Source organism: Peribacillus muralis, from assembly GCF_001645685.2.
Taxonomy (GTDB): domain Bacteria; phylum Bacillota; class Bacilli; order Bacillales; family DSM-1321; genus Peribacillus; species Peribacillus muralis_A.
Genome location: NZ_CP017080.1, coordinates 1,678,406 through 1,702,273, shown reverse-complemented (window position 1 = coordinate 1,702,273; position 23,868 = coordinate 1,678,406). Strand labels below are relative to the sequence as shown.

At 42.8% G+C, this 23,868-nt stretch carries 20 protein-coding genes; all 20 read right to left on the bottom strand.

What is annotated here, in order from left to right; all coding sequences use genetic code 11:
- Positions 1-208: 208 nt before the first annotated feature.
- The 20 genes from ABE28_RS08210 to ABE28_RS08115 all read right to left on the bottom strand — a co-directional run bounded on the left by ABE28_RS08210 (position 209) and on the right by ABE28_RS08115 (position 23,670).
- A complete protein-coding gene (locus ABE28_RS08210) occupies positions 209-475 on the bottom strand; it encodes a YlmC/YmxH family sporulation protein (RefSeq protein WP_064461900.1) in 267 nt (88 codons plus the stop codon).
- 172 nt (positions 476-647) lie between these two features.
- Positions 648-1,874 carry a M16 family metallopeptidase gene (locus ABE28_RS08205; RefSeq protein WP_064461899.1) on the bottom strand — a complete coding sequence of 409 codons (1,227 nt, stop codon included), beginning with the start codon at positions 1,872-1,874 and terminating at the stop codon, positions 648-650.
- A 45-nt stretch (positions 1,875-1,919) separates the two neighbouring features.
- Complete coding sequence (locus tag ABE28_RS08200; protein WP_064461898.1) at positions 1,920-2,879, bottom strand: polysaccharide deacetylase family protein; 960 nt, start codon at positions 2,877-2,879, stop codon at positions 1,920-1,922.
- A gap of 155 nt (positions 2,880-3,034) precedes the next feature.
- Complete coding sequence (gene pnp, locus ABE28_RS08195; RefSeq protein ID WP_064461897.1) at positions 3,035-5,152, bottom strand: polyribonucleotide nucleotidyltransferase; 2,118 nt, start codon at positions 5,150-5,152, stop codon at positions 3,035-3,037.
- 320 nt (positions 5,153-5,472) lie between these two features.
- Complete coding sequence (rpsO, locus tag ABE28_RS08190; protein ID WP_053345367.1) at positions 5,473-5,742, bottom strand: 30S ribosomal protein S15; 270 nt, start codon at positions 5,740-5,742, stop codon at positions 5,473-5,475.
- A 146-nt stretch (positions 5,743-5,888) separates the two neighbouring features.
- The gene (gene ribF, locus ABE28_RS08185) at positions 5,889-6,839 is read right to left on the bottom strand and encodes a bifunctional riboflavin kinase/FAD synthetase (protein ID WP_064461896.1); all 951 of its coding nucleotides are present in this window, start codon (positions 6,837-6,839) and stop codon (positions 5,889-5,891) included.
- A 36-nt stretch (positions 6,840-6,875) separates the two neighbouring features.
- On the bottom strand, positions 6,876-7,796 hold the full coding sequence (gene truB, locus ABE28_RS08180; protein WP_064461895.1) for a tRNA pseudouridine(55) synthase TruB: 921 nt from the start codon (positions 7,794-7,796) through the stop codon (positions 6,876-6,878).
- A 92-nt stretch (positions 7,797-7,888) separates the two neighbouring features.
- On the bottom strand, positions 7,889-8,257 hold the full coding sequence (gene rbfA / locus ABE28_RS08175; protein ID WP_064461894.1) for a 30S ribosome-binding factor RbfA: 369 nt from the start codon (positions 8,255-8,257) through the stop codon (positions 7,889-7,891).
- Positions 8,258-8,274: 17 nt separating this feature from the next.
- Complete coding sequence (locus tag ABE28_RS08170) at positions 8,275-8,556, bottom strand: DUF503 domain-containing protein (protein ID WP_064461893.1); 282 nt, start codon at positions 8,554-8,556, stop codon at positions 8,275-8,277.
- Positions 8,553-10,709 (bottom strand): translation initiation factor IF-2, encoded by a 2,157-nt coding sequence (gene infB / locus ABE28_RS08165; protein WP_064461892.1) that lies wholly within the window; start codon positions 10,707-10,709, stop codon positions 8,553-8,555. The genes ABE28_RS08170 and infB overlap by 4 nt, the downstream gene beginning before the upstream one ends.
- 19 nt (positions 10,710-10,728) lie before the next feature.
- Positions 10,729-11,034 (bottom strand): YlxQ family RNA-binding protein, encoded by a 306-nt coding sequence (locus ABE28_RS08160; protein WP_061144653.1) that lies wholly within the window; start codon positions 11,032-11,034, stop codon positions 10,729-10,731.
- Positions 11,035-11,039: 5 nt separating this feature from the next.
- Positions 11,040-11,315, bottom strand: coding sequence for an RNase P modulator RnpM (gene rnpM / locus ABE28_RS08155; protein ID WP_064461891.1), 276 nt, complete (start codon positions 11,313-11,315; stop codon positions 11,040-11,042).
- Between the two features lie 16 nt (positions 11,316-11,331).
- Complete coding sequence (gene nusA / locus ABE28_RS08150; protein WP_064461890.1) at positions 11,332-12,462, bottom strand: transcription termination factor NusA; 1,131 nt, start codon at positions 12,460-12,462, stop codon at positions 11,332-11,334.
- A gap of 43 nt (positions 12,463-12,505) precedes the next feature.
- Entirely contained in the window at positions 12,506-12,979 is a 474-nt protein-coding gene (gene rimP, locus ABE28_RS08145; protein ID WP_064461889.1) for a ribosome maturation factor RimP, read from the bottom strand.
- Between the two features lie 192 nt (positions 12,980-13,171).
- Complete coding sequence (locus tag ABE28_RS08140) at positions 13,172-17,494, bottom strand: PolC-type DNA polymerase III (protein ID WP_064461888.1); 4,323 nt, start codon at positions 17,492-17,494, stop codon at positions 13,172-13,174.
- Between the two features lie 159 nt (positions 17,495-17,653).
- On the bottom strand, positions 17,654-19,354 hold the full coding sequence (locus tag ABE28_RS08135; RefSeq protein ID WP_064461887.1) for a proline--tRNA ligase: 1,701 nt from the start codon (positions 19,352-19,354) through the stop codon (positions 17,654-17,656).
- A gap of 247 nt (positions 19,355-19,601) precedes the next feature.
- Complete coding sequence (gene rseP, locus ABE28_RS08130) at positions 19,602-20,870, bottom strand: RIP metalloprotease RseP (RefSeq protein WP_064461886.1); 1,269 nt, start codon at positions 20,868-20,870, stop codon at positions 19,602-19,604.
- A 7-nt stretch (positions 20,871-20,877) separates the two neighbouring features.
- On the bottom strand, positions 20,878-22,038 hold the full coding sequence (dxr, locus tag ABE28_RS08125) for a 1-deoxy-D-xylulose-5-phosphate reductoisomerase (RefSeq protein WP_064461885.1): 1,161 nt from the start codon (positions 22,036-22,038) through the stop codon (positions 20,878-20,880).
- A gap of 41 nt (positions 22,039-22,079) precedes the next feature.
- Positions 22,080-22,871 carry a phosphatidate cytidylyltransferase gene (locus ABE28_RS08120; RefSeq protein WP_064461951.1) on the bottom strand — a complete coding sequence of 264 codons (792 nt, stop codon included), beginning with the start codon at positions 22,869-22,871 and terminating at the stop codon, positions 22,080-22,082.
- Positions 22,872-22,896: 25 nt separating this feature from the next.
- Positions 22,897-23,670 (bottom strand): undecaprenyl pyrophosphate synthase, encoded by a 774-nt coding sequence (locus tag ABE28_RS08115; RefSeq protein ID WP_064461884.1) that lies wholly within the window; start codon positions 23,668-23,670, stop codon positions 22,897-22,899.
- Positions 23,671-23,868 lie beyond the last annotated feature (198 nt).

The window sequence follows — 23,868 nt, the reverse complement described above, 5'->3', positions numbered from 1 at the left end:
AAGATCCTAAACATTACTCGCCGTTACTTGCCCCTCAAGAGGCAATTTTTGTTTATGCGACATTCCCTAGTTACCCTGCCATCTTATGTTTTCGGTTAAAAAACGGTGATAAGAAAAGAAAAAACGCCTTAGCTATTGGCAGCTGAGGCGTTTTTTGATTTTTACTCATGAGTAGCATGCCTAAGAGGGCATCAATCGTAACCATGTATTACCCGTCCATATGCTCCCCATTCTTCGAAATTCCTTCCTGAAAATCAATGATGACCATATCGGCCCCGATTTTTTTTATATGGTCCCACGGCACGCGAATTTCACTGCCATTCCTTAAAAGGCCGAACCATTTGACCGACGGAATGATTAATGTGGTAATTTGGCCGGTTTCGTCTATTTCCAAGTCCGTTTGTCCGAGTATCCCTAATCGTTCGGCCCTGTTCACATCGACTATTTCCTTACCGCTCATTTCACTCAATCTCACTTATAGCTCCCCCTTTTTCACCTTATAATCAATCTATATCGGAAAAAGGTAAACTTAGAAGGCTTTTCCTCAAATATTGCTCATATCTCTTGCATCATTAAAATATGGATAGTTTTGTACAAAAAAAAGCCTGACCTTCCACTTTTCGGGGAAGATCAGGTTTTTTTGGTATTTATTTGTCCCAGTTTTCCAGTGGGCTCACTAATGACAAGGAGTGCTCGGTGAAAATTTGGTTTGCCAATTCATTGACGGTCCCCTCAGTCACCTCATCAATCTTGACGATGATATCATCTAGGGAACGATGCTCCCCTAACATGAGCTCATTTTTCCCGTTGCGGCTCATGCGGCTATTCGTGCTTTCAAGGCTAAGCATCAGGCTGCCTTTAAGTTGCTCCTTACTATTGCGCAATTCCTTTTCGGTAATGCCATCCCTTTTTAAGGTATCTAATGTTTCCTGAATGGTATCATACAGGCTCTCTAGTTGGCTTGTGCCTGTTCCCCCATAGACTGTCACCAAACCGCTATCTTGATAGCTGGAGTGGTAGGAGTAGACTGAATAAGCAAGGCCGCGTTGCTCCCTTACGTCCTGGAATAGACGGCTGCTCATGCTTCCCCAAAGAATATTGTTCAAGGTAATCAAGCTGTATGTTTTTTCATTGCCGATTTCCAATCCTTTGTATCCCAGGCAAAGGTGAGCTTGTTCCGTTTCTTTTTTACGAGTGATCTTATTTTCATGAAAAGCTGGCTTGACCAACTCGAGACGGTGTTCCCCTCCTTGATACGAACCAAAGTAGCTTTCCACTTCAGAAATCAATTTTTCATCGACATTCCCAGCAATCGAGATCACCACTTTATCAGGTGTATACATATCATGGACGTATTTCTTTAATGTCTCACTATTGAATGTTTCAAGCGTCTCTTCCGTACCTAGGATTGGGTATCCAAGCGGGTGTTTTTCATATACGGCCTGGCTTAATAGGTCATGGACGATATCATCCGGTGTATCTTCATACATTTTAATCTCTTCGTAGACGACATTTTTTTCTTTTTTCAGCTCTTCCTCATCAAAGGTTGAATTAAAGAACATATCAGCAAGGATTTCTAGCGCATAGCTAGCATGGTTATCCATTACTTTTGCATAATAGCATGTATATTCCTTTGAAGTGAACGCATTCACCTGACCGCCGACACTGTCAAACGACTCGGCTATTTCACGCGCATTCCTTTTTGTTGTCCCTTTGAAAAACATGTGCTCCAAAAAATGTGAAACTCCATTCAACTCAGGTGTTTCGTTTCGGGATCCGGTTTTAATCCATACTCCGATGGCTGCCGAGCGTACTGTTGGAATATTTTCCAATACGATTCTTACTCCATTTTGACACGTGTATTTCTTAATCAACTAACATTCCTCCCAATCATTCTATGCTGCTAACGAACCCAAATATTATGGGGTCATACGCTTTTCATCCACCGCTTCTGAAACGGTAACGACGTCTAAGTCTTTCTTTTTAATTTCTATAATTAGCGCTTCCAATGATTTTGCGGTAGATTCCGTAGGATGCATCAAGATGAATGCCCCCGGGTGGATCTTGGAAAGCACTCGTTGTTGAAGTACTTCAGGACTTGGCTTTTGCCAGTCGATCGTATCGACACTCCACATGACGGTCTCCATACCAAAGGAATCCGCGATTTGCACCGTTTCGTCCCGGTAGCTGCCGCTAGGCGGGGCGAACCATTTCATTTTCAAGCCTGTCACCGCTTCAATGACTTCATTCGTTTTTCGAAGTTCTTCACGTGTAGCCTGTGCTGATATATTCTGCATATTGGGATGTGAATAGGAGTGATTGCCAATTTCATGACCTCCATCCTTAATCATCTTGGCCAATTCCGGATTTTTCTTCGTCCAATTACCTTCAAGGAAGAAAGTTGCCTTGACGTTATTTTTTTTCAATACAGCCAGCATGTCCTGTAGGTACTCATTTCCCCAAGCGACATTGATTAAAAATGAAACCACTGGTTTTTCAGGATGGGCACGGTAAATCGGAGCGGGATCAAGATCCTTTAAATGTACATTCGCAGGAACCTGCTCGAACACCAGTTTATCCTCATTGAACTCGCCCGCCTTCTTCATGGCTTTATATGAGTCATTGATGTTGACCTTAAGACCATTATAGGCAGGAACGGTTTTCCAAACCGAATCGATTCGTGCATCCTGAGGCGCCACCTCATATTTTTTTGTTGAATCCTTTATTTGCAAAAGAAGTTCATCTTCTTGCTTCATTGAAGCAACAGAATCATCCGTTAATTGGGTCAGATAAAGCTGTGTATATGGATTTTGCACTAATAACCATGATATACCTGCAATGGCACTTATCGCAACTATCTGCTTCCATTTATTATTCATTTTTTACGCCCCCTTCATACCAAAATGTATGAAGAAAACGGACAAGGTAGAACATGTCATCCTTTTAATCCTATTTTCGGCGTAATCGAACCATTGCTTACATTAAAAAAGCATGCAGATTCACAGGGAATCGCATGCCGGATCATTTATTTCTATTACGATTGAGAAGGATTGGCTGCCTCTTTTTGCTCTTTCAGGACTGCTTTACGGGAAAGGTTGACCCTTCCTTGCTTGTCAATCTCCGTTACTTTCACCAATAGCTCATCTCCGAGTGAAACGACATCTTCCACTTTTCCGACTCTTTCTTCAGCCAGTTCAGAAATATGTACTAAACCGTCTTTTCCATTGAAGATTTCAACGAAAGCACCGAATTTTTCAATCCGCTTCACTTTACCTAAATAAAGTTCTCCCACTACGACTTCACGTACGATGTCCTCAATGATTTTCTTCGCTTTTTGAATCATTGGTTCATCTGTTGATGAGATGAATACCGTTCCATCCTGCTCGATGTCGATTTTCACGCCAGTTTCTTCAATGATTTTATTGATATGTTTACCGCTCGGTCCAATGACATCACGGATTTTATCCGGATTAATGGACATTGTAACGATTTTTGGAGCATATTTGGACAACTGCTCACGCGGTTGATTGATCGTCGACATCATGGATTCCAAAATATGCATCCGACCATGTTTCGCTTGTAGCAATGCTTCTTCAAGGATTTCCTTTGAAAGGCCCTCGATCTTGATATCCATTTGCAATGCCGTAACACCTTTTGAAGTTCCAGCGACTTTAAAGTCCATATCTCCAAGATGATCTTCCATGCCTTGAATGTCAGTTAGAATCGTATAGTGCTCGCCAGTTTTGACAAGTCCCATTGCTATACCGGCGACAGGAGCTTTCAATGGTACGCCAGCATCCATCATGGCCAAAGTGCTTGCACAGATACTTGCCTGTGAGGTTGACCCGTTTGATTCAAGGACTTCAGACACAAGCCTGATTGTATAAGGGAAATCCTTGTCATTAGGGATGACTGGTTCCAACGCTCTTTCACCAAGCGCACCATGTCCAATTTCCCGACGGCCTGCCCCACGGATCGGACCCGTTTCACCGACACTGAAATGCGGGAAGTTATAGTGATGCATAAAACGTTTTGACTCTTCTGTACCAAGTCCGTCCAAAATCTGCACGTCCCCTAGTGCACCCAATGTACAAATCGATAGCGCTTGGGTTTGCCCACGAGTGAACAATCCAGAACCATGTGTACGAGGCAAAATGGTAACTTCCGAAGATAATGGTCTGATTTCATCAGGGTTTCGGCCATCCGGACGTACTTTTTCTTCCGTGATTAAACGGCGAACTTCTGATTTAACCAATTTATTCAGGATTTCTTTAATTTGTTTTAGCTTAGCTTCATCTGTTTCTTCTTCATAATTGGCCAACACACGATCTTTTACCTCTTTGATCGCATCTTCACGAGCATGTTTCTCCTGAACTTGGACTGCTTTGTTCAAGTCTGCTTCACAATGGCCCTTCACTTCCGCTTCTAAGTCGGCATCCACTTTATATAATGCGATCTGCAATTTCTCTTTGCCGATTTCAGCAACGATTTTCTCTTGGAATGCAATGACCTTCTTGATTTCATCATGTCCAAACATGATGGCTTCCAGCATCGTTTCTTCAGGTACTTCATTCGCTCCGGCCTCAACCATGTTGATGGCATCTTTAGTACCGGCAACCGTTAAGTTGATATCACTTTTAGCCAATTGGTCAACAGTGGGATTAATGATGAATTCATTATTGATCCTTCCCACAACCACGCCTGCAATTGGACCTTCGAACGGAATATCGGAAACGGAAAGCGCCAGGGATGAACCAAGCATCGCTGCCATTTCCGTAGAGCAATCTTGATCGACACTCATGACCATGCTGATGATCTGAACATCATTCCTGAAGCCATCAGCGAATAGCGGACGTATTGGACGGTCTATTAACCGGCTTGCCAAGATCGCCCTCTCACTCGGCCGGCCTTCACGCTTGATGAAGCCTCCTGGGATTTTACCGACTGCATATAGTCTTTCTTCATAGTTGACTGTCAAAGGGAAGAAGTCGACATTTCTAGGTTCCTTTGAAGCCGTTGCTGTACTTAATACAGCCGTTTCTCCATAACGGACCATTACTGCTCCGTTGGCTTGTTTGGCCAATTGTCCTATTTCCACCGTAACATTACGGCCGGCCCAGTCAAATGAATACGTATGTTTTTCCTGTCCCATTAATTAAACCCCTCTCTGAATCTTCACTTAGAGGCTTAGTTTACCTAAACCTTTATTGGATTAAATCATTTATATGTGAAAGTAACTGAACTCAAGTAAAAACCAAACTATTCCTATTATGCACGAAAAAAACAAGCATTAACAGCAAAATGAATAAAAATTTCATTCATTTGATTATGTATATCCTGATCATTTATAAATGGGAAAAGACCCGGCTCACGCCGAGTCCCAAGGACGAAGGCTCAGCCTTAAAGTAGAACACGTCCAAATCATTTGATTAACATCAAAAAAGCGGGAAATTTCCCGCCTTCCTGAAAAAATTATCTACGTAGACCTAATTTGTTAATTAGTGTACGGTAACGAGTAACGTCTTTGTTACGTAGGTAAGTTAAAAGATTACGACGTTTACCTACCATTTTAAGAAGGCCGCGACGTGAATGGTGGTCTTTTTTATGAGTGCGTAAGTGACCATTCAAGTTGTTGATTTCTTCTGTTAATACTGCGATTTGCACTTCTGGAGATCCAGTGTCAGTATCGTGAGTTCTGAACTCAGCGATTAGTTCGTTTTTGCGTACTTGTGTAATTGCCATAATAATATTCCTCCTAAAATTCTGTAAAATCACCTATTACCGAGCCAGCGTCGGAGTCTCGACTAGCCAAGCAATGGTTATTTTCATACCTTTAATAGAATACATGCATTTCAATAAAATTGCAAGTCCTGTCTATTGATAACCTTTTATGCTTCCAACTCCGCAAAATAAGCGATTGCATTTCGCTTATCCGCTTCAATCTGGGCAACCAAGGCTTCAAGTCCGGAAAACTTCTGCTCACTTCGAAGTCTAATATGCCATTCAACTGAAACCTGGCTTCCATAAATATCACCTGAGAAATCCAAGGCATGGACCTCCACAGTAGGATATTTAGGCTTTTCCTCATGAAAGGTAGGTTTATAACCTACATTGCAGACTCCATGATACCATTGGTCGCTTATTTGTATCCTGACGGCATATACGCCCGCAGCAGGGAAGATGTAATCATCACTAACTTCGATATTAGCGGTGGGAAATCCTAGCTTCCTGCCCCGTTTCTCACCATGAACGACATGCCCCTTCGTTATGAAGCGTCGTCCTGCAAGATGATGAAAATCGGTAAAATCACCATTACTGAGGGTTTCTCTAATTCTCGTGGAGCTAACCTTTTCATCCTCGAGCGTTTGCTTGGCAACGACCGTCTGTGAAAATCTTCCTTGTGCGTAAGCGGGCAGGTCTTGCATCGAGCCTTGACCATAGCGGCCGTATGAATAATCAAAGCCTGCGACTACATGGCGGACATTCAACCCTGCAATGTAGTCATCAACGAACCGTTCCGGCAAAACCGAAGCGAACTCCTTACTGAAATGGATAATGAATAAATAATCTATCTCCATCGACTCTATGATAGCCACTTTATCTTCAAGTGGGGTTATATAGCGGATATTTTCCGTTTTCTTTCCCAACACTGCAGAAGGATGCGGATCAAATGTCATGACGGCTGACTTCAGGTTCATTTCATCTGCTTTTCGCTTGGCGGTTTGTATAACGATCTGATGGCCTTTATGTATGCCATCAAAAAAACCAAGCGCCATAACAAGCTCAGGAAAATCATCCGAATTAAACTGATGAGGATGCTCTATTGCAATCACTTTCACCTTTCAATCTCCTCTTTCCGACGGCGGCAAAACGGTCTATGATTCTTGTGCCAATACTTTTACAGGTTTAATTAATCCTTCTTTTGTCGGATGTACTTGATAAATGGCAATTGCCTTATCAGATGGATCTACCATCACAAAAGGCACCCCTTTTTCGGCAGTCACATCCCCTGTTTGCTCCAATACCGCACCGTTAAGTACTTTCCTTGCTACTTTATCATTAATCTTAAATTTGGGCAAATGAAATAATCCCCGCTCTAATGGCAAAAGAAAAACATCCGTTTGTCCCGTTTCCATGAATGCTTCCACCTCAGCAAACGTAAAGCAGTCATCTAGCTTGAAGCCTGCCGATTCAATCCTGGTCAAGTCTGACATATGGGCAGGTATGCCAAGCTTATCACCCATCATGACGGCAAGCGTCCTGATATACGTACCCTTGCTGCACTTGACCCGAAAGCGAAAAGAAATCGTTTCTCCCATGAATTCGGTGCGATCATCGAGAAGGGTAATTTCGTAAATGGTAACCTCTCTTGTCGGTCTCTCCACCTCGATACCAGCACGGGCATATTCATATAATTTCTTCCCGTTCACCTTAACAGCTGAAAACATCGGCGGCGTTTGTTCGATTTTCCCTGTCAGTGATTCCAGCACTTCCAGTATCCGTTCACGAGGAATCACTTCACCAATCGTTTGCTCCTCGACTCTTTCACCGCTTGCATCCTCGGTTGTCGTGGAAAAACCGAGAGTCACTTCTCCTTCGTATGCCTTGCCTGCTTCTGTTAAATACTCGGCAATTTTCGTTGCCCTGCCTATACAAATGGGTAAAACCCCTGTCACATCAGGATCCAGTGTCCCTGTATGCCCAACCTTTTTTGTTTTCAATATCTTTCTCAATTTAAAAACACAATCATGGGATGTCATTCCCTTTGGTTTCCACAATGGAAGAATGCCGTTCATGGCCGTCACCTCATCATTCATTTTCAAAAAAAAGAGGCCGACTTCAAGAAGTGCAAAGCACTTTTTGAGTCAGCCTCCTTTTTACTGCTTGCTTATTCTTCGTTTTTATCAGCCGGTTTATCCTCTGAATTAATTTGGGAAATCAATGACTCGATGCGATTGCCATAATCGACCGATTCATCGAATTCGAAAAATAGTTCAGGGGTTTTACGAAGGCGGATTCTTTGCCCAATTTCTGAACGCATGAATCCTTTGGCCTTTGCTAGCCCTTGCAATGTTTTTTCCCGTTGTTCCTGGTCACCCAGAACGGAAATGTAAACTGTTGCCTGTTGTAGATCTCCTGTAACAGCAACATCCGTCACTGTCACAAATCCGATCCTCGGGTCTTTTATTTTGCGGCCGATAATTTCACTCAGCTCTTTTTTCATTTGTTCGCCAACACGATTTGAACGAAGGCTCATAATATCACCTCGATAGCCTAAAGCCAGTCTATATCTGTTATTGTTCGCTCTAGTTCCGGAAAAGAATCTAGAAATTTAAGGGCATTCTGAAGTTCCTTCTCAGTAGCCTTCCTTGAGGATGTTACGGTTACGATCGTAATCTTTGTCCGCTGCCATAAATCCTGAAAGTCTGTTTCGGCTACCGATATGTTGAACTTTTGTTTAAGCCGTGTGATGACTCGCTGCAACACGGCTCGTTTTTCTTTCAACGAATGGGTGTCATGGATGATGCATTCACATTGGACAGAGCCAACGATCATTTACGCTCGATCTCTTCCATTACATATGCTTCAATTACATCGCCTTCTTTAAGGTCATTGTAATTTTTAATGGTGATCCCGCACTCATAGTTCGTTGCCACTTCTTTAACGTCATCTTTAAAACGCTTCAGCGCATCGATTTCACCTTCGAAAATGACGACACCTTGACGAATTAAGCGAATTCCGCTATCACGTGTGATTTTTCCTTCAGTAACATATGAACCGGCAATGGTGCCGACCTTAGATACTTTGAACGTCGTGCGGACTTCAGCCTGACCGATGATTTTTTCTTCGAATTCAGGGTCAAGCATCCCTTTCATGGCTGACTCGATCTCTTCGATCGCCTTATAGATGATGCGGTGTAGGCGAACATCAACATTTTCCGATTCAGCTGCACGCTTCGCATTCACGTCAGGACGAACGTTAAATCCGATGACGATTGCGTTGGAAGCTGTGGCAAGGATAATATCCGATTCAGTAATGGCCCCGACGCCAGTGTGAATGATTTTCACTTTAGCGCCTTCCACTTCTATTTTATTCAGGGAGGCTGCAACTGCTTCCGCAGAACCTTGAACATCCGCTTTCAAGATGATGTTCAATTCTTTGATTTCCCCTTCTTTCATTTGCTCGAACAATGTATCAAGCGTCACACGCGATTTTTCATTACGTTGTGAAGCCAATTGTCTTTGCGCACGAACTTCCCCGACTTGACGTGCCGTTTTCTCATCTTCAAAGACGATGAAACGATCGCCAGCTTGTGGAACTTCGTTCAGTCCGGTGATTTCAACCGGTGTGGACGGACCTGCATCCTTCACACGGCGGCCAAGATCATTAACCATTGCACGGACACGTCCGAACGTATTACCGATAACGATTGGATCTCCGACTTTCAACGTACCGTTTTGAACAAGTAATGTCGCAACAGATCCGCGTCCTTTATCCAAACGTGCCTCGATGACCGTTCCATTTGCTTTACGAGTTGGATTCGCTTTATACTCCTCCACTTCACTTACAAGCAGAATCATTTCAAGCAAGCTATCGATGCCTTCGCCTTTTTTCGCTGAAATAGGTACGAAAATTGTATCTCCGCCCCATGCTTCAGAAACTAGGCCATGCTCAGTCAATTCTTGCATAACGCGGTCTGGATTGGCCGCTTCCTTATCCATTTTATTGACAGCGACGATGATTGGAACTTCAGCCGCTTTGGCATGGTTGATCGCTTCAACCGTTTGAGGCATAACCCCATCATCCGCTGCAACGACAAGTATCGTGATATCCGTAACCTGAGCACCGCGGGCACGCATTGTTGTAAACGCAGCATGTCCTGGAGTATCAAGGAACGTGATTTTCTTGTCGTTTACTTTGACTTGATATGCACCGATATGCTGCGTGATTCCACCTGCTTCGCCTTCTGTAACTTTAGTGTTGCGAATTGAATCAAGCAATGTCGTTTTACCATGGTCAACGTGTCCCATGATCGTTACGACAGCCGGACGTTCAATCAAATCTTCTGAAGCATCTTCAGTCACTAATGATTCAAGATCGGTTAAGTCGACACGTATTTCCTCTTCAGCCACTACACCATACTCAGCACAAATCAATTCAATTGCGTCTTTATCCAATGTTTGGTTAATTGTAGCCATCACACCAAGCATAAAGAGCTTTTTAATGATTTCAGAAGGTTCACGGTGAAGCTTTTTACCAAGTTCCATAACAGTCAAAGATTCATAAAACGTAATTTTCTCTGGCAGTTCCCTTTCTTTACGTTTTGTAACAGGGGCTGCAGGCGCTTGTTGTCTTTGTTTGTTATTTTTATTCTTGTTATTTCTGCCGCGGTTAAACTGGCTTGTCGGTTTTTTCGTACCTACTGGTTTAACTGGTGGCTTTTTCTTAAGCTTTTCTTTATTTACTGTGCTTTTCTCATCCGCTTCCGCTTCGTATTTTGCAACGGTAGCGTTAGCTTTCGGTTCAGCAGCTTGATTTTTATCTTCGTTTTTAGGTTTAATTGAATCGTTTAATTTATTTACAGTTGAATCGTCTAATGCTGTCATATGGTTTGTTACCTCTATATTCATTTCTTTAAGTTTATTTATTACATCCTTGCTTGAAACGTTCTTTTGTTTTGCATATTCATATACACGCAATTTTGTCATACGTTCACCCCCGTAAAATTTAATCGAGCAGCGTTCGGAGTTTTTGTGCAAAACCTTCATCCAGAACTGCGACGGCAACTCTAGCATCCTTGCCTATCGCATGGCCGAGCATGGACCTGCTTTCGACTCTTTTTAAAGGAACCTGATAAAATGCGCACTTATCAGATATTTTTTTTTCAGTGTTTTTTGAAGCGTCCGCGGATAAAATAACAACTTTGGCATTACCGCTTCTAATCTCTTTAACCACTAATTCTTCACCCGAAATTAGCTTGCGTGCTCGATTGGCCAATCCTAATAGAGACATCCATTGTTGTTGTTGGGTCATGATGTTTAGTTTTTCTCCTTATTCACTAATTCAAGCAATTGTTCATAAAGGGAAGAATCGATTTGGGTACTAAGGTGATTAGCCAGCACATTTTTCTTTTTGGCCAGCTCGATAACATCCCGATCAAGAGTCAAATAAGCTCCCCTTCCCGACTTCTTTCCTGTCGGATCAAGGCTGACTTCCCCTTCTTTAGATCGAACGATGCGGATGAGATCCTTCTTCGGCTTCATTTCGCCCGTCGCCACACATTTACGCATCGGGATTTTTTTTCGGCTATTCATCTTTTTCACCTCTGGATTACTCGTTATCCTCTTCGAAATCTGCATCCTCTTCATTAACATAACTATCTCTGCTCAAAAGGAATTCCTGTTCTTCCACTGGATAGATCCCAGCTTCGCGAGCTTCCGTTTCACTCTTGATATCAATTTTCCAACCAGTAAGTTTGGCAGCCAAACGGGCATTTTGTCCGCGCTTGCCAATTGCCAGGGATAGTTGATAATCAGGAACGATGACAGTCGTCGCTTTTTCTTCTTCTTTTACGATGACTTCAAGCACTTTTGAAGGACTTAAAGCATTCGCAACGAAAATGACCGGATTTTCCGACCATTTGACGATATCGATCTTTTCACCTTTTAATTCATTGACGATGGCTTGAACTCGCTGTCCTTTTTGGCCGACACATGAACCGACAGGATCCACCTCTTCATTATCGGAGTGAACGGAGATTTTCGAGCGGTCGCCTGCTTCGCGGGCAACTGATTTAATTTCCACCGTTCCATCAAAAATTTCAGGCACTTCAATTTCGAATAAACGTTTTAAAAGTCCAGGATGTGACCGGGATACAAAAATTTGCGGGCCCTTCGACGTCTTCTCAACTTTCGTGATGAAAACTTTAATCCGATCATGTGGTTTATACTGTTCGTTCGGCATTTGCTCATTCACGGGAAGCAATGCTTCGATTTTCCCTAAGCTTACATAGATGAAGCGGGAATCCTGGCGCTGTACGATGCCAGTCATGATATCTTCTTCGCGGTCGATGAATTCGGCATAAATGATGCCTCGCTCTGCTTCACGCACCCTTTGAGTGACGACTTGTTTCGCAGTTTGGGCAGCAATACGGCCGAAATCCTTAGGCGTAACTTCCATTTCGACAATATCCTCTAACTGATAGTTGGGATCGATCGCTCTTGCTTCTTCAACAGAAATTTCCAGACGTGAATCGAAAACTTCATCAACAACGTCTTTTCTCGCAAATACACGCATCGTTCCTTTACCAAGATTCAAATCGATACGTACATTTTGCGCTTGGTTAAAGTTACGGCGATATGCCGATATAAGAGCAGCTTCAATCGCGTCGATCAAAACTTCCCTGGAAATTCCTTTTTCGTTTTCTAAAATATAGAGAGCATCCAATAACTCATTGCCCATGGTGATCCCCCTTACGGATATTTAATTAATGATTTACTTGACTTTAAGAGAAGGTAATCGCCAATCTTGCTTTGGCAACCTTTTCGAATGGTATGACAATTGTTTTCTTACGTGTCTTGATCCTGACTTCCAGCGTCACTTCATTGCCATCGTAACTGGTTAGGATTCCTTCGAATTCTTTTTCATCTAAAATGGGCTCGTATGTTTTTATGTAAACATTTTTACCGATGGCATTAAGGAAATCCTTCTCTTTTTTCAGAGGCCTTTCAGCACCGGGTGATGAAACTTCGAGAAAATAATTTTGGGGAATCGGATCAACCTCATCAAGCTTTTCACTGAGTTTTTCACTCACATTTCCGCAATCATCAATATCTACGCCTGTTTCTTTATCAATGTAAACTCGAAGGAACCAGCTTTTACCTTCCTTCACATACTCCACTTCAACTAATTCAAGCTGCAATTCCTCAAGAATTGGTAATGCTAATTCCTCTACGACTTCCGTTACCTTTTTACTCATTTGTTTCCTCCATACGTGCGTTGTATGCGCTTGGTTTCGGATTCAAAATAAATGGTCAATACAACACGAAAGAGTGGGTTTCCCCACTCTTGCCATTGGTTCCTCTTAGTATTTCCAATAAAAATATACCATAATCAAGATATTTATGCAAATATCATGACTGTTTCTTCCTTTTTGGCACTCATTCCCACTTTAGAATAAGGATAATTGATTTTGTTCAGGCAACGACTCGAGGCAACCCTGTTTATCAAGGTATTCCAGAATGGTCTTGGAGACTTTCCCCCGTTGCTGCAGATCTTCCTTCGAGAGGAATTCACCATTCTGACGTGCGTTGACGATATTGATGGCAGCATTCGTCCCTAGACCAGGTATCGAATTGAAAGGAGGTATCAAAGTGTTTCCTTCAATTATGAATTGGTCTGCACTGGACTTATACAAATCCACCTTCGCGAATGCATATCCGCGTTCACACATTTCCAAAGCCAATTCAAGAACGGTCAATGTATTCTTTTCCTTTGTGGAAGCGTCCAATCCCTTTACGGTGATTTCTTCCATTTTCCCTTTGATCGCTTGCGATCCTCTAGTCATGGCATCTATTTCAAAGTCGTCGGCACGCACCGTGAAGTATGCTGCATAATATAATAATGGCAGATGCACCTTAAAGTAAGCTATCCGGACAGCCATCAACACATAGGCAGCAGCATGGGCTTTCGGGAACATGTATTTTATTTTCTTACATGAATCGATATACCATTCCGGCACTTCATTCTTGCGCATCTCCTCTTCGAATTCCTCAGATAGCCCTTTCCCTTTCCGTACCGATTCCATGATCTTGAACGCAAGGGAAGGTTCTAGTCCTTGATAAATGAGATAAACCATAATATCATCCCGGCAGCCAATAACCTCACTCAGTGTGCATATCCGGTTGTGAATCAGCTCCTGTGCATTGCTCAACCATACATCCGTACCGTGTGACAGTCCCGAAATCTGGACTAATTCGGAGAACGTTGTAGGCTTTGTATCTTCAAGCATCTGCCGCACGAATCGCGTCCCAAATTCGGGGATGCCAAGTGTACCCGTTTTACACATGATCTGGTCTTCGGTCACTCCTAAAGATTCCGTACTGCTGAAAATTTTCATCACTTCAGGATCATCCGTCGGGACGGTCTTTGGATCGATTCCGCTCAAATCTTGGAGCATACGGATTACTGTTGGATCATCATGTCCGAGTATATCGAGTTTCAAAATATTATCATGGATGGAATGGAAATCGAAGTGCGTCGTTTTCCATTCGGAATTCCTGTCATCAGCAGGGAATTGGATTGGTGTGAAATCATAAATATCCATGTAATCGGGAACGACGATGATTCCCCCTGGATGCTGTCCCGTTGTCCGTTTCACACCCGTGCACCCAGCAACCAGGCGGTCCGTTTCAGCCCCGCGCATGTGGATGTTATTATCAGCGGAATATCCTTTTACATACCCATAAGCCGTTTTTTCAGCTACCGTTCCAATCGTTCCTGCACGATATACATACTCCTCACCGAATAAGACCTTCGTATAGTTATGGGCCTTAGGCTGATATTCACCGGAGAAATTCAAATCGATATCGGGAACCTTATCCCCCTTGAATCCAAGGAAGGTTTCAAACGGGATGTCATGCCCGTCTTTCGTATAAGGAATGCCGCAATCAGGACAGTCTTTATCTTTAAGGTCAAACCCGGAACCTACTGATCCGTCATTGAAGAATTCGGATTTCTTGCACTTCGGACAGACATAATGAGGTGGAAGCGGGTTTACCTCTGTAATTTCGGTCATCGTGGCAACGAAGGACGAGCCGACAGAACCCCTGGAACCAACGAGATACCCGTCATTCAACGATTTTTTAACTAGTTTATGAGAAATTAAATAAATGACGGCAAATCCATGGCCAATGATGCTTTTTAATTCTTTCTCAAGACGGGCTTCCACGATTTCCGGCAGGTTTTCGCCATAAATCTTCTTCGCCATGCCATAACTCATCTCACGCATTTCTTCTTCTGCACCTTCAATTTTAGGTGTATACAGCTCGTCCTTGATCGGCTTGATATCTTCAATCATGTCAGCGATTTTATTCGTATTCGTCACCACGACCTCTTTGGCCTTCTCGGAGCCTAGGAATGAGAATTCCCGCAGCATCTCATCGGTTGTGCGGAAATGCACGTCAGGCAGCTTATGACGATTGAGAGGATTTGCTCCCCCTTGAGAATTCACAAGGATTTTGCGGTAAATTTTATCATTAGGTTCCAAATAATGAACGTTCCCTGTGGCCACGACAGGCTTATCCAATTTTTCACCCAGCTTGACGATATTCGAGATGATTGTTTCTAATGATTTATCATCGCGGACAAATTCCAGCTCAATCAAATGCTGATAAACTTCTTTCGGATGAATTTCAAGATAGTCGTAAAACTCGGCGATATCTACGACTTCCTCAAAACCCTTCTGCATCATCCCTTCAAAAACTTCCCCTTTATCGCATCCTGAACCGACCAGGATTCCTTCTCGATACTTTTTAAGTTGTGAACGCGGCAACCGGGGCACACGATAAAAATAATCGATATGAGATATCGATATTAGTTTAAATAGGTTTTTAAGTCCAGCCTGCGTTTGCGCGATCAGTGTACAATGCGACGGACGGGAACGCTGATAAGCATTTCCTTTACCCATGTTGTCATTTAGCTGATCATGATGGGTAATCTCTTTTGCCAATGCGTCCTTCAGCATCTTCAGCATAAGGTAACCTGTTGCTTCGGCATCATAAATGGCCCTGTGATGTTGAGTCAAATCGATATCGAACTTTTTACACAATGTATTTAACCTGTGATTCTTAAATTCCGGGTATAGAAATCGGGCAAGCTCCAGCGTATCCAGTACAGGGTTGGAAGCCTTGGGATACCCAATGTTTTTATAGCCTATATTCAAAAAGCCCATATCAAAGGCTGCGTTATGGGCAACTAGGATCGCATCCCCTGCCCACTCCTTGAACTTTTGCAATACTTCCCCGACTTCTGGAGCATTTTCTACAAGGTCATCGGTGATCCCCGTCAACTCTATCGTCGTATTTGATAACGGGTGGTGCGGATTCGCAAAAGATTCAAATCGGTCGATGATATCTCCGTCATGAATTTTCACTGCAGCAAATTCAATGATCGTATCATATACGGCCGACAGTCCTGTCGTCTCGACGTCAAACACAACATATGTGGCATCTGTAAGAGATATATGCGCCTCATTATAAACGATTGGCACCCCATCATTCACAAGATTCACTTCAACACCATATAAAATTTTGATATCATTCTTTTTGCCAGCACTATAAGCTTCAGGAAATGATTGTGCACCCGCATGATCCGTAATGGCAACAGCCTTATGCCCCCATTTTGCAGCTTGTGCAACAAGTGCGGAGGTAGGTGTCACTGCATCCATCTGGCTCATCGGCGTGTGCATATGCAGTTCCACACGTTTTTCCCCTTCAGGTGCCTTATCTTGGCGACCTTGCTTGGAGATTTCATTGATATCATTTGCGATCATCACCAGGTCACGGACGAATGTATCGTTTTGGATGCTTCCTTGTGCCCGTACCCACATCCCCTTTTTCACACGGGCAAGTATGGCAGCGTCCTCTTTATCACGCGAAAACATTTTCACCAATATCGAGCTCGTATAATCGGTAACTTTAAATGTCAACAGACTGCGTCCGCTGCGAAGCTCACGCACCTCTGCATCAAAAACGAAGCCTTCAATCGCAATCCTGCGCTCTTCATCGATAATTTGTTCAATTCTGCGGAAGTCTGCATCTTCTTTAATTGTATAACCAATTTTAACAGGACCTTCGTAGGCGCCATCGTCGCTTCCTTTTTCAGATTCCTTCTTCTGCATTTCCACTAATGCAGCAAGTCCTTTTTCCGCGTCTTCTTTTTGTTTATCCTCTAAAAACTTCTGGTAATCAGGATTCGTTACCGCTTCCTTCACTTCCGCCTCAAGAGTCAGCGGAGGAAAACCAAATGTTTGGTATATATTCGAAATGATGCCGGCATATTTCCGTTTCAGCTGACTGGCCTCTGTATCATTTCGGGCACTCACGATAAGTTTATATCCATTGACTGCAGGCACTTGTTCATTCAGAAGCGACAAAAGAGCCGGAGACATGCCTTCGAGCTCACCAATGCAGTTTTTCCAATACTCTTTGATCAATTGTTCCGTCACTTGCGGATTGGCCACATTAAAGGTGAATGTCACCTTGGCAATATGGGAAAACGTAGTCGCTAGATGTGTAGCGAATCTTGTATGAACACTGCATGGTATCAATGCAGGTATATTAAAGGCGAAATGCCATGTTTTGGACTCCCTCTCAATCGAGAGCTTATCGATTTCGGCCCCGATGAAAAAATTCACAAAGGCATCCTCAATCAAGTCCATTTGCTGGAGCAAGAGTTGAAATCTCTCTCTACCGCTATTTGGATTTTGATCCATTTCCTCTCTCCCCTATCTACTATCTCTTAAGATATTATTCATTTTCCACTCTGATGTCAGAGGCTATTATATCATATCACAGCGCATTCACTACTATCTAAATGCATGAAAAGGAAAGGCATCATCCAATTGAATGATGCCCGATTTCCCTTTTTAAATTCATCCCAATATTTCTTGAAGCTTTTGGGACAGTTCAGTTTTTTCAACTTCAAAAACATCACCCGTTTTACGGATTTTCACTTCGACGATTCCTTCGGATGCTTTTTTACCGACCGTCACCCTCACAGGAAGACCAATCAAGTCAGAATCTGCAAACTTCACACCTGCACGCTCTTGACGATCGTCCATCAGAACATCCATACCTTTTGCTTTAAGATCGGAATACAAATCCTCAGCAAGGGCAGTCTGTGCCTCATCCTTCACATTAATTGGAATCAAATGAACTTGGTATGGCGCTAAATTCGTTGGCCATAGTAATCCTTTTTCATCGTTGAATTGCTCAGCTGCGGCTGCAAGTGTGCGGGAAACGCCAATTCCGTAACAACCCATGATCATTGGTTGTGACCGCCCGTTCTCATCTAAGAATGTTGCATTCATTGCTTCGGAATATTTAGTTCCGAGTTTGAATACGTGACCTACCTCGATCCCTTTGGCAAATTTAATTTCGCCTTCTCCATCCGGTGATGGGTCACCCTCTTGAATGAAGCGGAGATCGATATAATTGGCCACGTTAAAATCACGATCTGGATTTACGTTTGCATAATGGTGATCCTCTTCATTTGCTCCACAGATTCCATTCACCATTGCTTCAATGGCAACATCCGCGATTACTTCCACTTCAGAAGCGACATTGATTGGTCCAAGCGATCCTATCGTACAGCCCAAAACTTCTTTCGTTTCGTTAGGATCGGCCAATTCAACGACTGAAGCGTTATAGAAATTCTTTAATTTTATATCATTGACATCATGGTCCCCACGCACCAATACTAACACATGCTTCTCGTCCACTTTGAACAATAATGATTTGATTAATTTATCTGTATCTTCATTTAAGAATGAAGCCACTTCTTCAATCGATTTTTGACCAGGAGTATGAATTTTTCCCAATTCACGTTGTTCCTCTGCGCTTTTTTCATATTTCACACTTACCGGTGCCATCTCAATATTCGCTGCATAATCGGAAATGTTGGAATATGCGATAGTATCCTCGCCAATTTCCGAGAGGACCATGAATTCATGGGTATCCTTCCCGCCCATAGCCCCAGAATCGGCAATGACCGCACGGAAATCAAGACCGCAACGGCTAAATATATTTGAATATGCTGCATATATTTTTGTATAAACCGCATCAAGGCTTTCTTGATTTGCATGGAAAGAATAAGCGTCCTTCATGATGAACTCACGTCCGCGCAGCAACCCGAAACGAGGTCTTTTTTCATCACGGAATTTCGTTTGGATTTGGTAAACCGTTAATGGAAGGCGTTTGTAAGATTTAACCTCATCACGAACCAGGCTCGTTATCACTTCTTCGTGTGTTGCACCAAGGGCAAATTCACGGTTGTTGCGGTCCTTAAGGCGCATCAACTCCGGGCCATACGTATACCAGCGTCCTGATTCCTGCCAAAATTCAGCTTGTTGTAAAGCCGGCATCAATAGTTCAACCGCACCAGCATTCTCCATCTCTTCCCGAACAATCGCTTCAACCTTTTGGAGCACTCTTTTTCCAAGCGGCATGAAGCTATAAACCCCGCTTGAGTTCTGTCGCATAAATCCTGCACGCAATAACAGCTGATGACTCTTGATTTCAGCATCTGCAGGCACTTCTCTTAATGTAGGGATCAACGTCATACTTTGTTTCATATCTGCACCTCTTCAAAAATTCCTTAAAATTAATCCATGACCATAGTATAGCGAACCATGGCATCATCGGGTCAAATCACAAAAAAATTCTGCGTTTTCTTTAAAGCTTATTTACTAAACTCATTCTCGATTATACTGACGATTTCGCTAGAAAACAAACTATTTCCCTAAAACAGCTAAAAAACTACAAGATAAGAAACAGCCAACAGAAAACTCTGTTGGCTGTTTCACTTTATTCATTCGTGACTTACAAGAAGAACCGCTGGATGTCATTCCATGTAACGACGATCATCAATAGCATCAGCAGTGCAAAGCCGATGAAGTGAACCATTCCTTCTTTTTGTCGGTCAATCGGTTTGCCTCTTAAGAATTCGACGACAAAAAATAACAGTCTGCCCCCATCCAATGCCGGGAGTGGAAGCAAGTTCATGATTCCCAGGTTAATACTGAGCAATCCTGCCCATTTCATCAACGTGAAGATACCTTGCTTCGCCACTTCTTCAGTCGATTTGTAAATTCCTACAGGACCAGAAAGGCTGTCAATCGTAAACCCGCCAGTTACAAGGTCCCCAAGGATGATGAAAATTTGTTTAGTCCAGAAATACGTTTCGGTAAAACCGTATTGGATTGCTTTGATCGGGGCTTTTTCAACTGGAGGATAAACACCGATAATCCCGATTTTCTTGCCTTCCCTTTCGACTTCTTGAGGAACGACCGGTACTTCGAATGTTTTTCCGTCCCTATCAACGACAAACTCGATTTCCTGCCCAGGATTTTTTTGGATGCTTTCCTGAACATCTTCCCAAGAAGAGACTTCCGCTCCTTCAATGGATTGAATGACATCCCCGGACTTTAGCCCGGCATTTACAGCCGAACCTTCCGGAGTCAGTTCACCAAGCTTCGCTTCATCAACGACGACTCCCTGGAATAAACCGATCAATACAAAAATGACAAAGGCCAAAACAAAGTTCATCGCTGGTCCAGCTAAAATCGTAAGGAAGCGATGGCCGAGCGATTTCGACCCAAACTGCCTTTCGTATGGGGCAATCTGGTTTTCCACACCATTCTCGACGATTACCGCTTCTTTATGAATGGCAAACGTCTTTAATGCATCTTCCTCGCCCTCTTCATAACCCGTCAGGATTAGTTTATGATCAAGGTCGATCACTTCGACTTCCACAAGACGAATATCAGGATACTTGTCTTTGTTGTTCATGATGATTTTTGTAACATTCTCTTCTTGATCAAACATTAATCCCACGCGATAGCCGGGCTTCAGTTCTATATTTTCTGCGTCCTCCCCAGCCATGCGCACATACCCGCCCAGAGGGAGCAATCGAATTGTATAAACGGTTTCCTGCTTTTTATACGTGAATACTTTTGGTCCAAAGCCGATCGCGAACTCACGGCATAAAATTCCGGCTCGCTTTGCAAACACTAAATGTCCAAGCTCATGGAAAAATACAAGAGCGCCAAAAATGATGATGAACGCAATAATCGTTTCTAAAGTCTGCATGTTCCAATCACCTATCTTTCACTATAGATTCTATATATTTCCTTGTCATCATATCCACTTCGGATATCGTTTCCAAATCTGGAAGAGCTATGACGGAATGCCGATTTAGCGCTTTTTCAATTAGCGTCTCAATTTCAAGGAATGATATCTTTCCGGATAAAAATGCAGCAACCGCCGCTTCATTGGCTGCATTCAACACGGTTGTCATCGTTCCGCCCATTTTACCTGCATTATAGGCGAATTGCAAACAAGGATATCTAGTGAAATCCATATCATTAAAATGCAGTTTTCCAGCTTCGGCCAAATTCAGGCGTTTACGTCCCGTAAGCGGCATCCTGTCCGGATAAGTTAAGGCATATTGAATCGGTACCCGCATATCCGGGGATCCCAATTGGGCAATCACGCTGGAGTCATGAAATTCAACCATGGAATGGATGATGCTCTCCTTATGTAGCAGTACATCAATTTTATCGTATGGAAGATCGAATAGCCAGTGTGCCTCAATCACTTCCAACCCCTTATTCATCATCGAGGCTGAATCAATCGTGATTTTCGCTCCCATCGACCAATTCGGATGGCTCAATGCCTCTTCCACCGTTACCCCTTTCAATTCTTCCCTGGTTCTATCGCGAAAGCTGCCGCCTGAAGCAGTAATGACCAGACGTTCAATATTTTTATCGTTTTCACCCTGTAGAGCCTGAAAAATTGCCGAATGCTCACTATCTACAGGAAGCAATCTTACTCCTGACTTTTTCGCCTCACTCATGACTAGATGTCCTGCCGTCACCAAAGTCTCCTTGTTGGCGATGGCAATATCCTTTTTAGCCCTTATCGCTTGGAGTGTCGGATGGAGACCAACGCTTCCAATGACGGCATTGACCAAGATCGTCGCTTCATCGTATACAGCAACTGCAGTCAATCCGTCATCCCCATACATGAACTCCATATCTTTACGGCTAGAGAATTCATTTTTTAATATGTGATAATCTTCTTCCGTCTGAACCGAAACCAATTTCGGTTCGAACTCAACGATATAAGCCCTCACCAAATCTATATTCTTTCCAGCAGAAAGCGCCACGATTTTGAATTGCTCAGGATGGGCTCTTACCACATCAGCTGTTTGCTGACCAATCGACCCTGTTGCGCCCAAAAGGCTGATATTTTTCAAATTATTCATCTCCTAATTCCTAACGCTTGCCTATATTTATATTATAAAACATGCAATAAATGCAAAATCGGTAAAATGAATATCAAACTATCCAGCCTGTCCAATATCCCGCCATGCCCGGGAAGAAGCTTACCTGAGTCCTTCACTCCGTAATGGCGTTTATACGCCGATTGGACAAGGTCCCCCAATTGGCCAAAAACCCCAATGATCAATGATATCACCAATAATTGAAATAATGTATAGTCCAGACTGGAGAAGGCATAAAAGAGCACACCGACTATCATCGCTGAAAATAATCCGCCGATGAATCCTTCCACCGTCTTATTTGGACTTATTTCTGGCCAAAGCTTTCTTTTCCCTATGGCCTTACCAATGAAGTAGGCTCCGGAATCCGTTGCCCAAATCGTAAATAGGGTTAGCAATATGTAAATCAGACCCAATGAGTCCCGCGTTTCAAATAAATAGTAAAAGCCCACTCCCAAGTAAAGGATGGAAAGCACTAAAAAACCTGCAACATCGAAAGTAACTCGGTTTTTTGAAACGACGGTATACAATAACAGCAGCAAAACCCCGATTAAGAAGATTTGCACTTTATCATAATCAATGTCCGCTAAAAAAGTGCCATATTGTTCAGGTAATAAAAGCACCCATAATAAAATCTGCGAAAGAATCCCTTCAAATGAAAACACACGCAAATTTTTCATTTTCATCAGTTCGAACAAACCGATGGATGCCAATAGATAAACCGTCAGTAAAAAGGGGATCTCCCCTAAAATAACCAGTGGAATGAAGATAGCGGCAACTACGACCGCAGTAATAATTCGTTGTTTCATTATTCCATTTTCCTCACCTTCTACGTTAAACGCCACCGAATCTTCGTGAACGCTTTTGATACTCCTCGACCGCCTGCAATAAATGCTCCTCACTAAAATCAGGCCATAACACCTCTGTAAACCATAACTCAGTGTAAGCAGCCTGCCATAGCATGAAATTGCTCAAACGAATTTCACCGCTCGTGCGGATCAGTAAATCAGGGTCTGACAAATGCTTGGTCATCAAGTAGCTTGATAACATTTGTTCAGTTATACCATCCTTTATTATACCATTCTTAGCATCTTCAATAATGCTATTCACTGCAGAGACAATCTCCCCGCGGCTACCATAGTTCAAGGCGAAATTCAGGATCATCCCATCATTATCCTTCGTATCTTCCATTGCCCGTATAACGGCATTTTGAGTGTGCGAGGGAAGTAACGACAAGTCACCAATGGTTTCCACCCTTACATTTTCTGAAATGAGCTCAGGCAAAAAGGTCCCAAGAAATTCCTGGGGAAGTTTCATCAAAAAGTCGACTTCACTTTTCGGACGTTTCCAGTTTTCCGTCGAAAACGCATAGACGGTTAGAGTCTTGACTCCTAATTTATTTGCTACTTTCGTAATTTTACGAACAGTTTTCATTCCTTCATGATGACCGGCTACCCGCGGCAGTGCACGTTTTTTCGCCCAACGGCCATTTCCATCCATAATGATGGCGATATGTTGAGGAACATCAAACTGCTTAATATGCTGAATCCTATTTGTTACCTCGGAAGAAGCATCTTTTTTAACGAAACGCTTCCATAGTGAATACATATGTTAGTCCCCCATCAGGTTGTACTTATCTCTCTACAAAGGCAAAATATTCGCGCGCTATGTATATCAAGCTTTTTTTATAAAAGAATCTATATTATAATATCAAAAAAAATCTGGTTCTCATATTATTATTATAAAAATTATTTATTCATTATAAGCCAGAAAGGGAGAAATCATGTCAAGTTTTTTTCTATCAGC

Bases quoted from the DNA above. Each gene is read 5' to 3' on its own strand.
- nusA (WP_064461890.1), bottom strand. From the start codon at position 12,462: ATGGGCAATGAGTTATTGGATGCTCTCTATATTTTAGAAAACGAAAAA.
- ABE28_RS08160 (WP_061144653.1), bottom strand. From the start codon at position 11,034: ATGACCCAACAACAACAATGGATGTCTCTATTAGGATTGGCCAATCGA.
- rnpM (WP_064461891.1), bottom strand. From the start codon at position 11,315: ATGAATAGCCGAAAAAAAATCCCGATGCGTAAATGTGTGGCGACGGGC.
- rbfA (WP_064461894.1), bottom strand. From the start codon at position 8,257: ATGAGCCTTCGTTCAAATCGTGTTGGCGAACAAATGAAAAAAGAGCTG.
- ABE28_RS08135 (WP_064461887.1), bottom strand. From the start codon at position 19,354: ATGAAACAAAGTATGACGTTGATCCCTACATTAAGAGAAGTGCCTGCA.
- ABE28_RS08170 (WP_064461893.1), bottom strand. From the start codon at position 8,556: ATGATCGTTGGCTCTGTCCAATGTGAATGCATCATCCATGACACCCAT.
- ABE28_RS08200 (WP_064461898.1), bottom strand. From the start codon at position 2,879: ATGAATAATAAATGGAAGCAGATAGTTGCGATAAGTGCCATTGCAGGT.
- rimP (WP_064461889.1), bottom strand. From the start codon at position 12,979: ATGAGTAAAAAGGTAACGGAAGTCGTAGAGGAATTAGCATTACCAATT.
- rpsO (WP_053345367.1), bottom strand. From the start codon at position 5,742: ATGGCAATTACACAAGTACGCAAAAACGAACTAATCGCTGAGTTCAGA.
- ABE28_RS08140 (WP_064461888.1), bottom strand. From the start codon at position 17,494: ATGGATCAAAATCCAAATAGCGGTAGAGAGAGATTTCAACTCTTGCTC.
- ABE28_RS08120 (WP_064461951.1), bottom strand. From the start codon at position 22,871: ATGAAACAACGAATTATTACTGCGGTCGTAGTTGCCGCTATCTTCATT.
- truB (WP_064461895.1), bottom strand. From the start codon at position 7,796: ATGAACGGCATTCTTCCATTGTGGAAACCAAAGGGAATGACATCCCAT.
- infB (WP_064461892.1), bottom strand. From the start codon at position 10,709: ATGACAAAATTGCGTGTATATGAATATGCAAAACAAAAGAACGTTTCA.
- rseP (WP_064461886.1), bottom strand. From the start codon at position 20,870: ATGCAGACTTTAGAAACGATTATTGCGTTCATCATCATTTTTGGCGCT.
- ABE28_RS08115 (WP_064461884.1), bottom strand. From the start codon at position 23,670: ATGTATTCACTATGGAAGCGTTTCGTTAAAAAAGATGCTTCTTCCGAG.
- pnp (WP_064461897.1), bottom strand. From the start codon at position 5,152: ATGGGACAGGAAAAACATACGTATTCATTTGACTGGGCCGGCCGTAAT.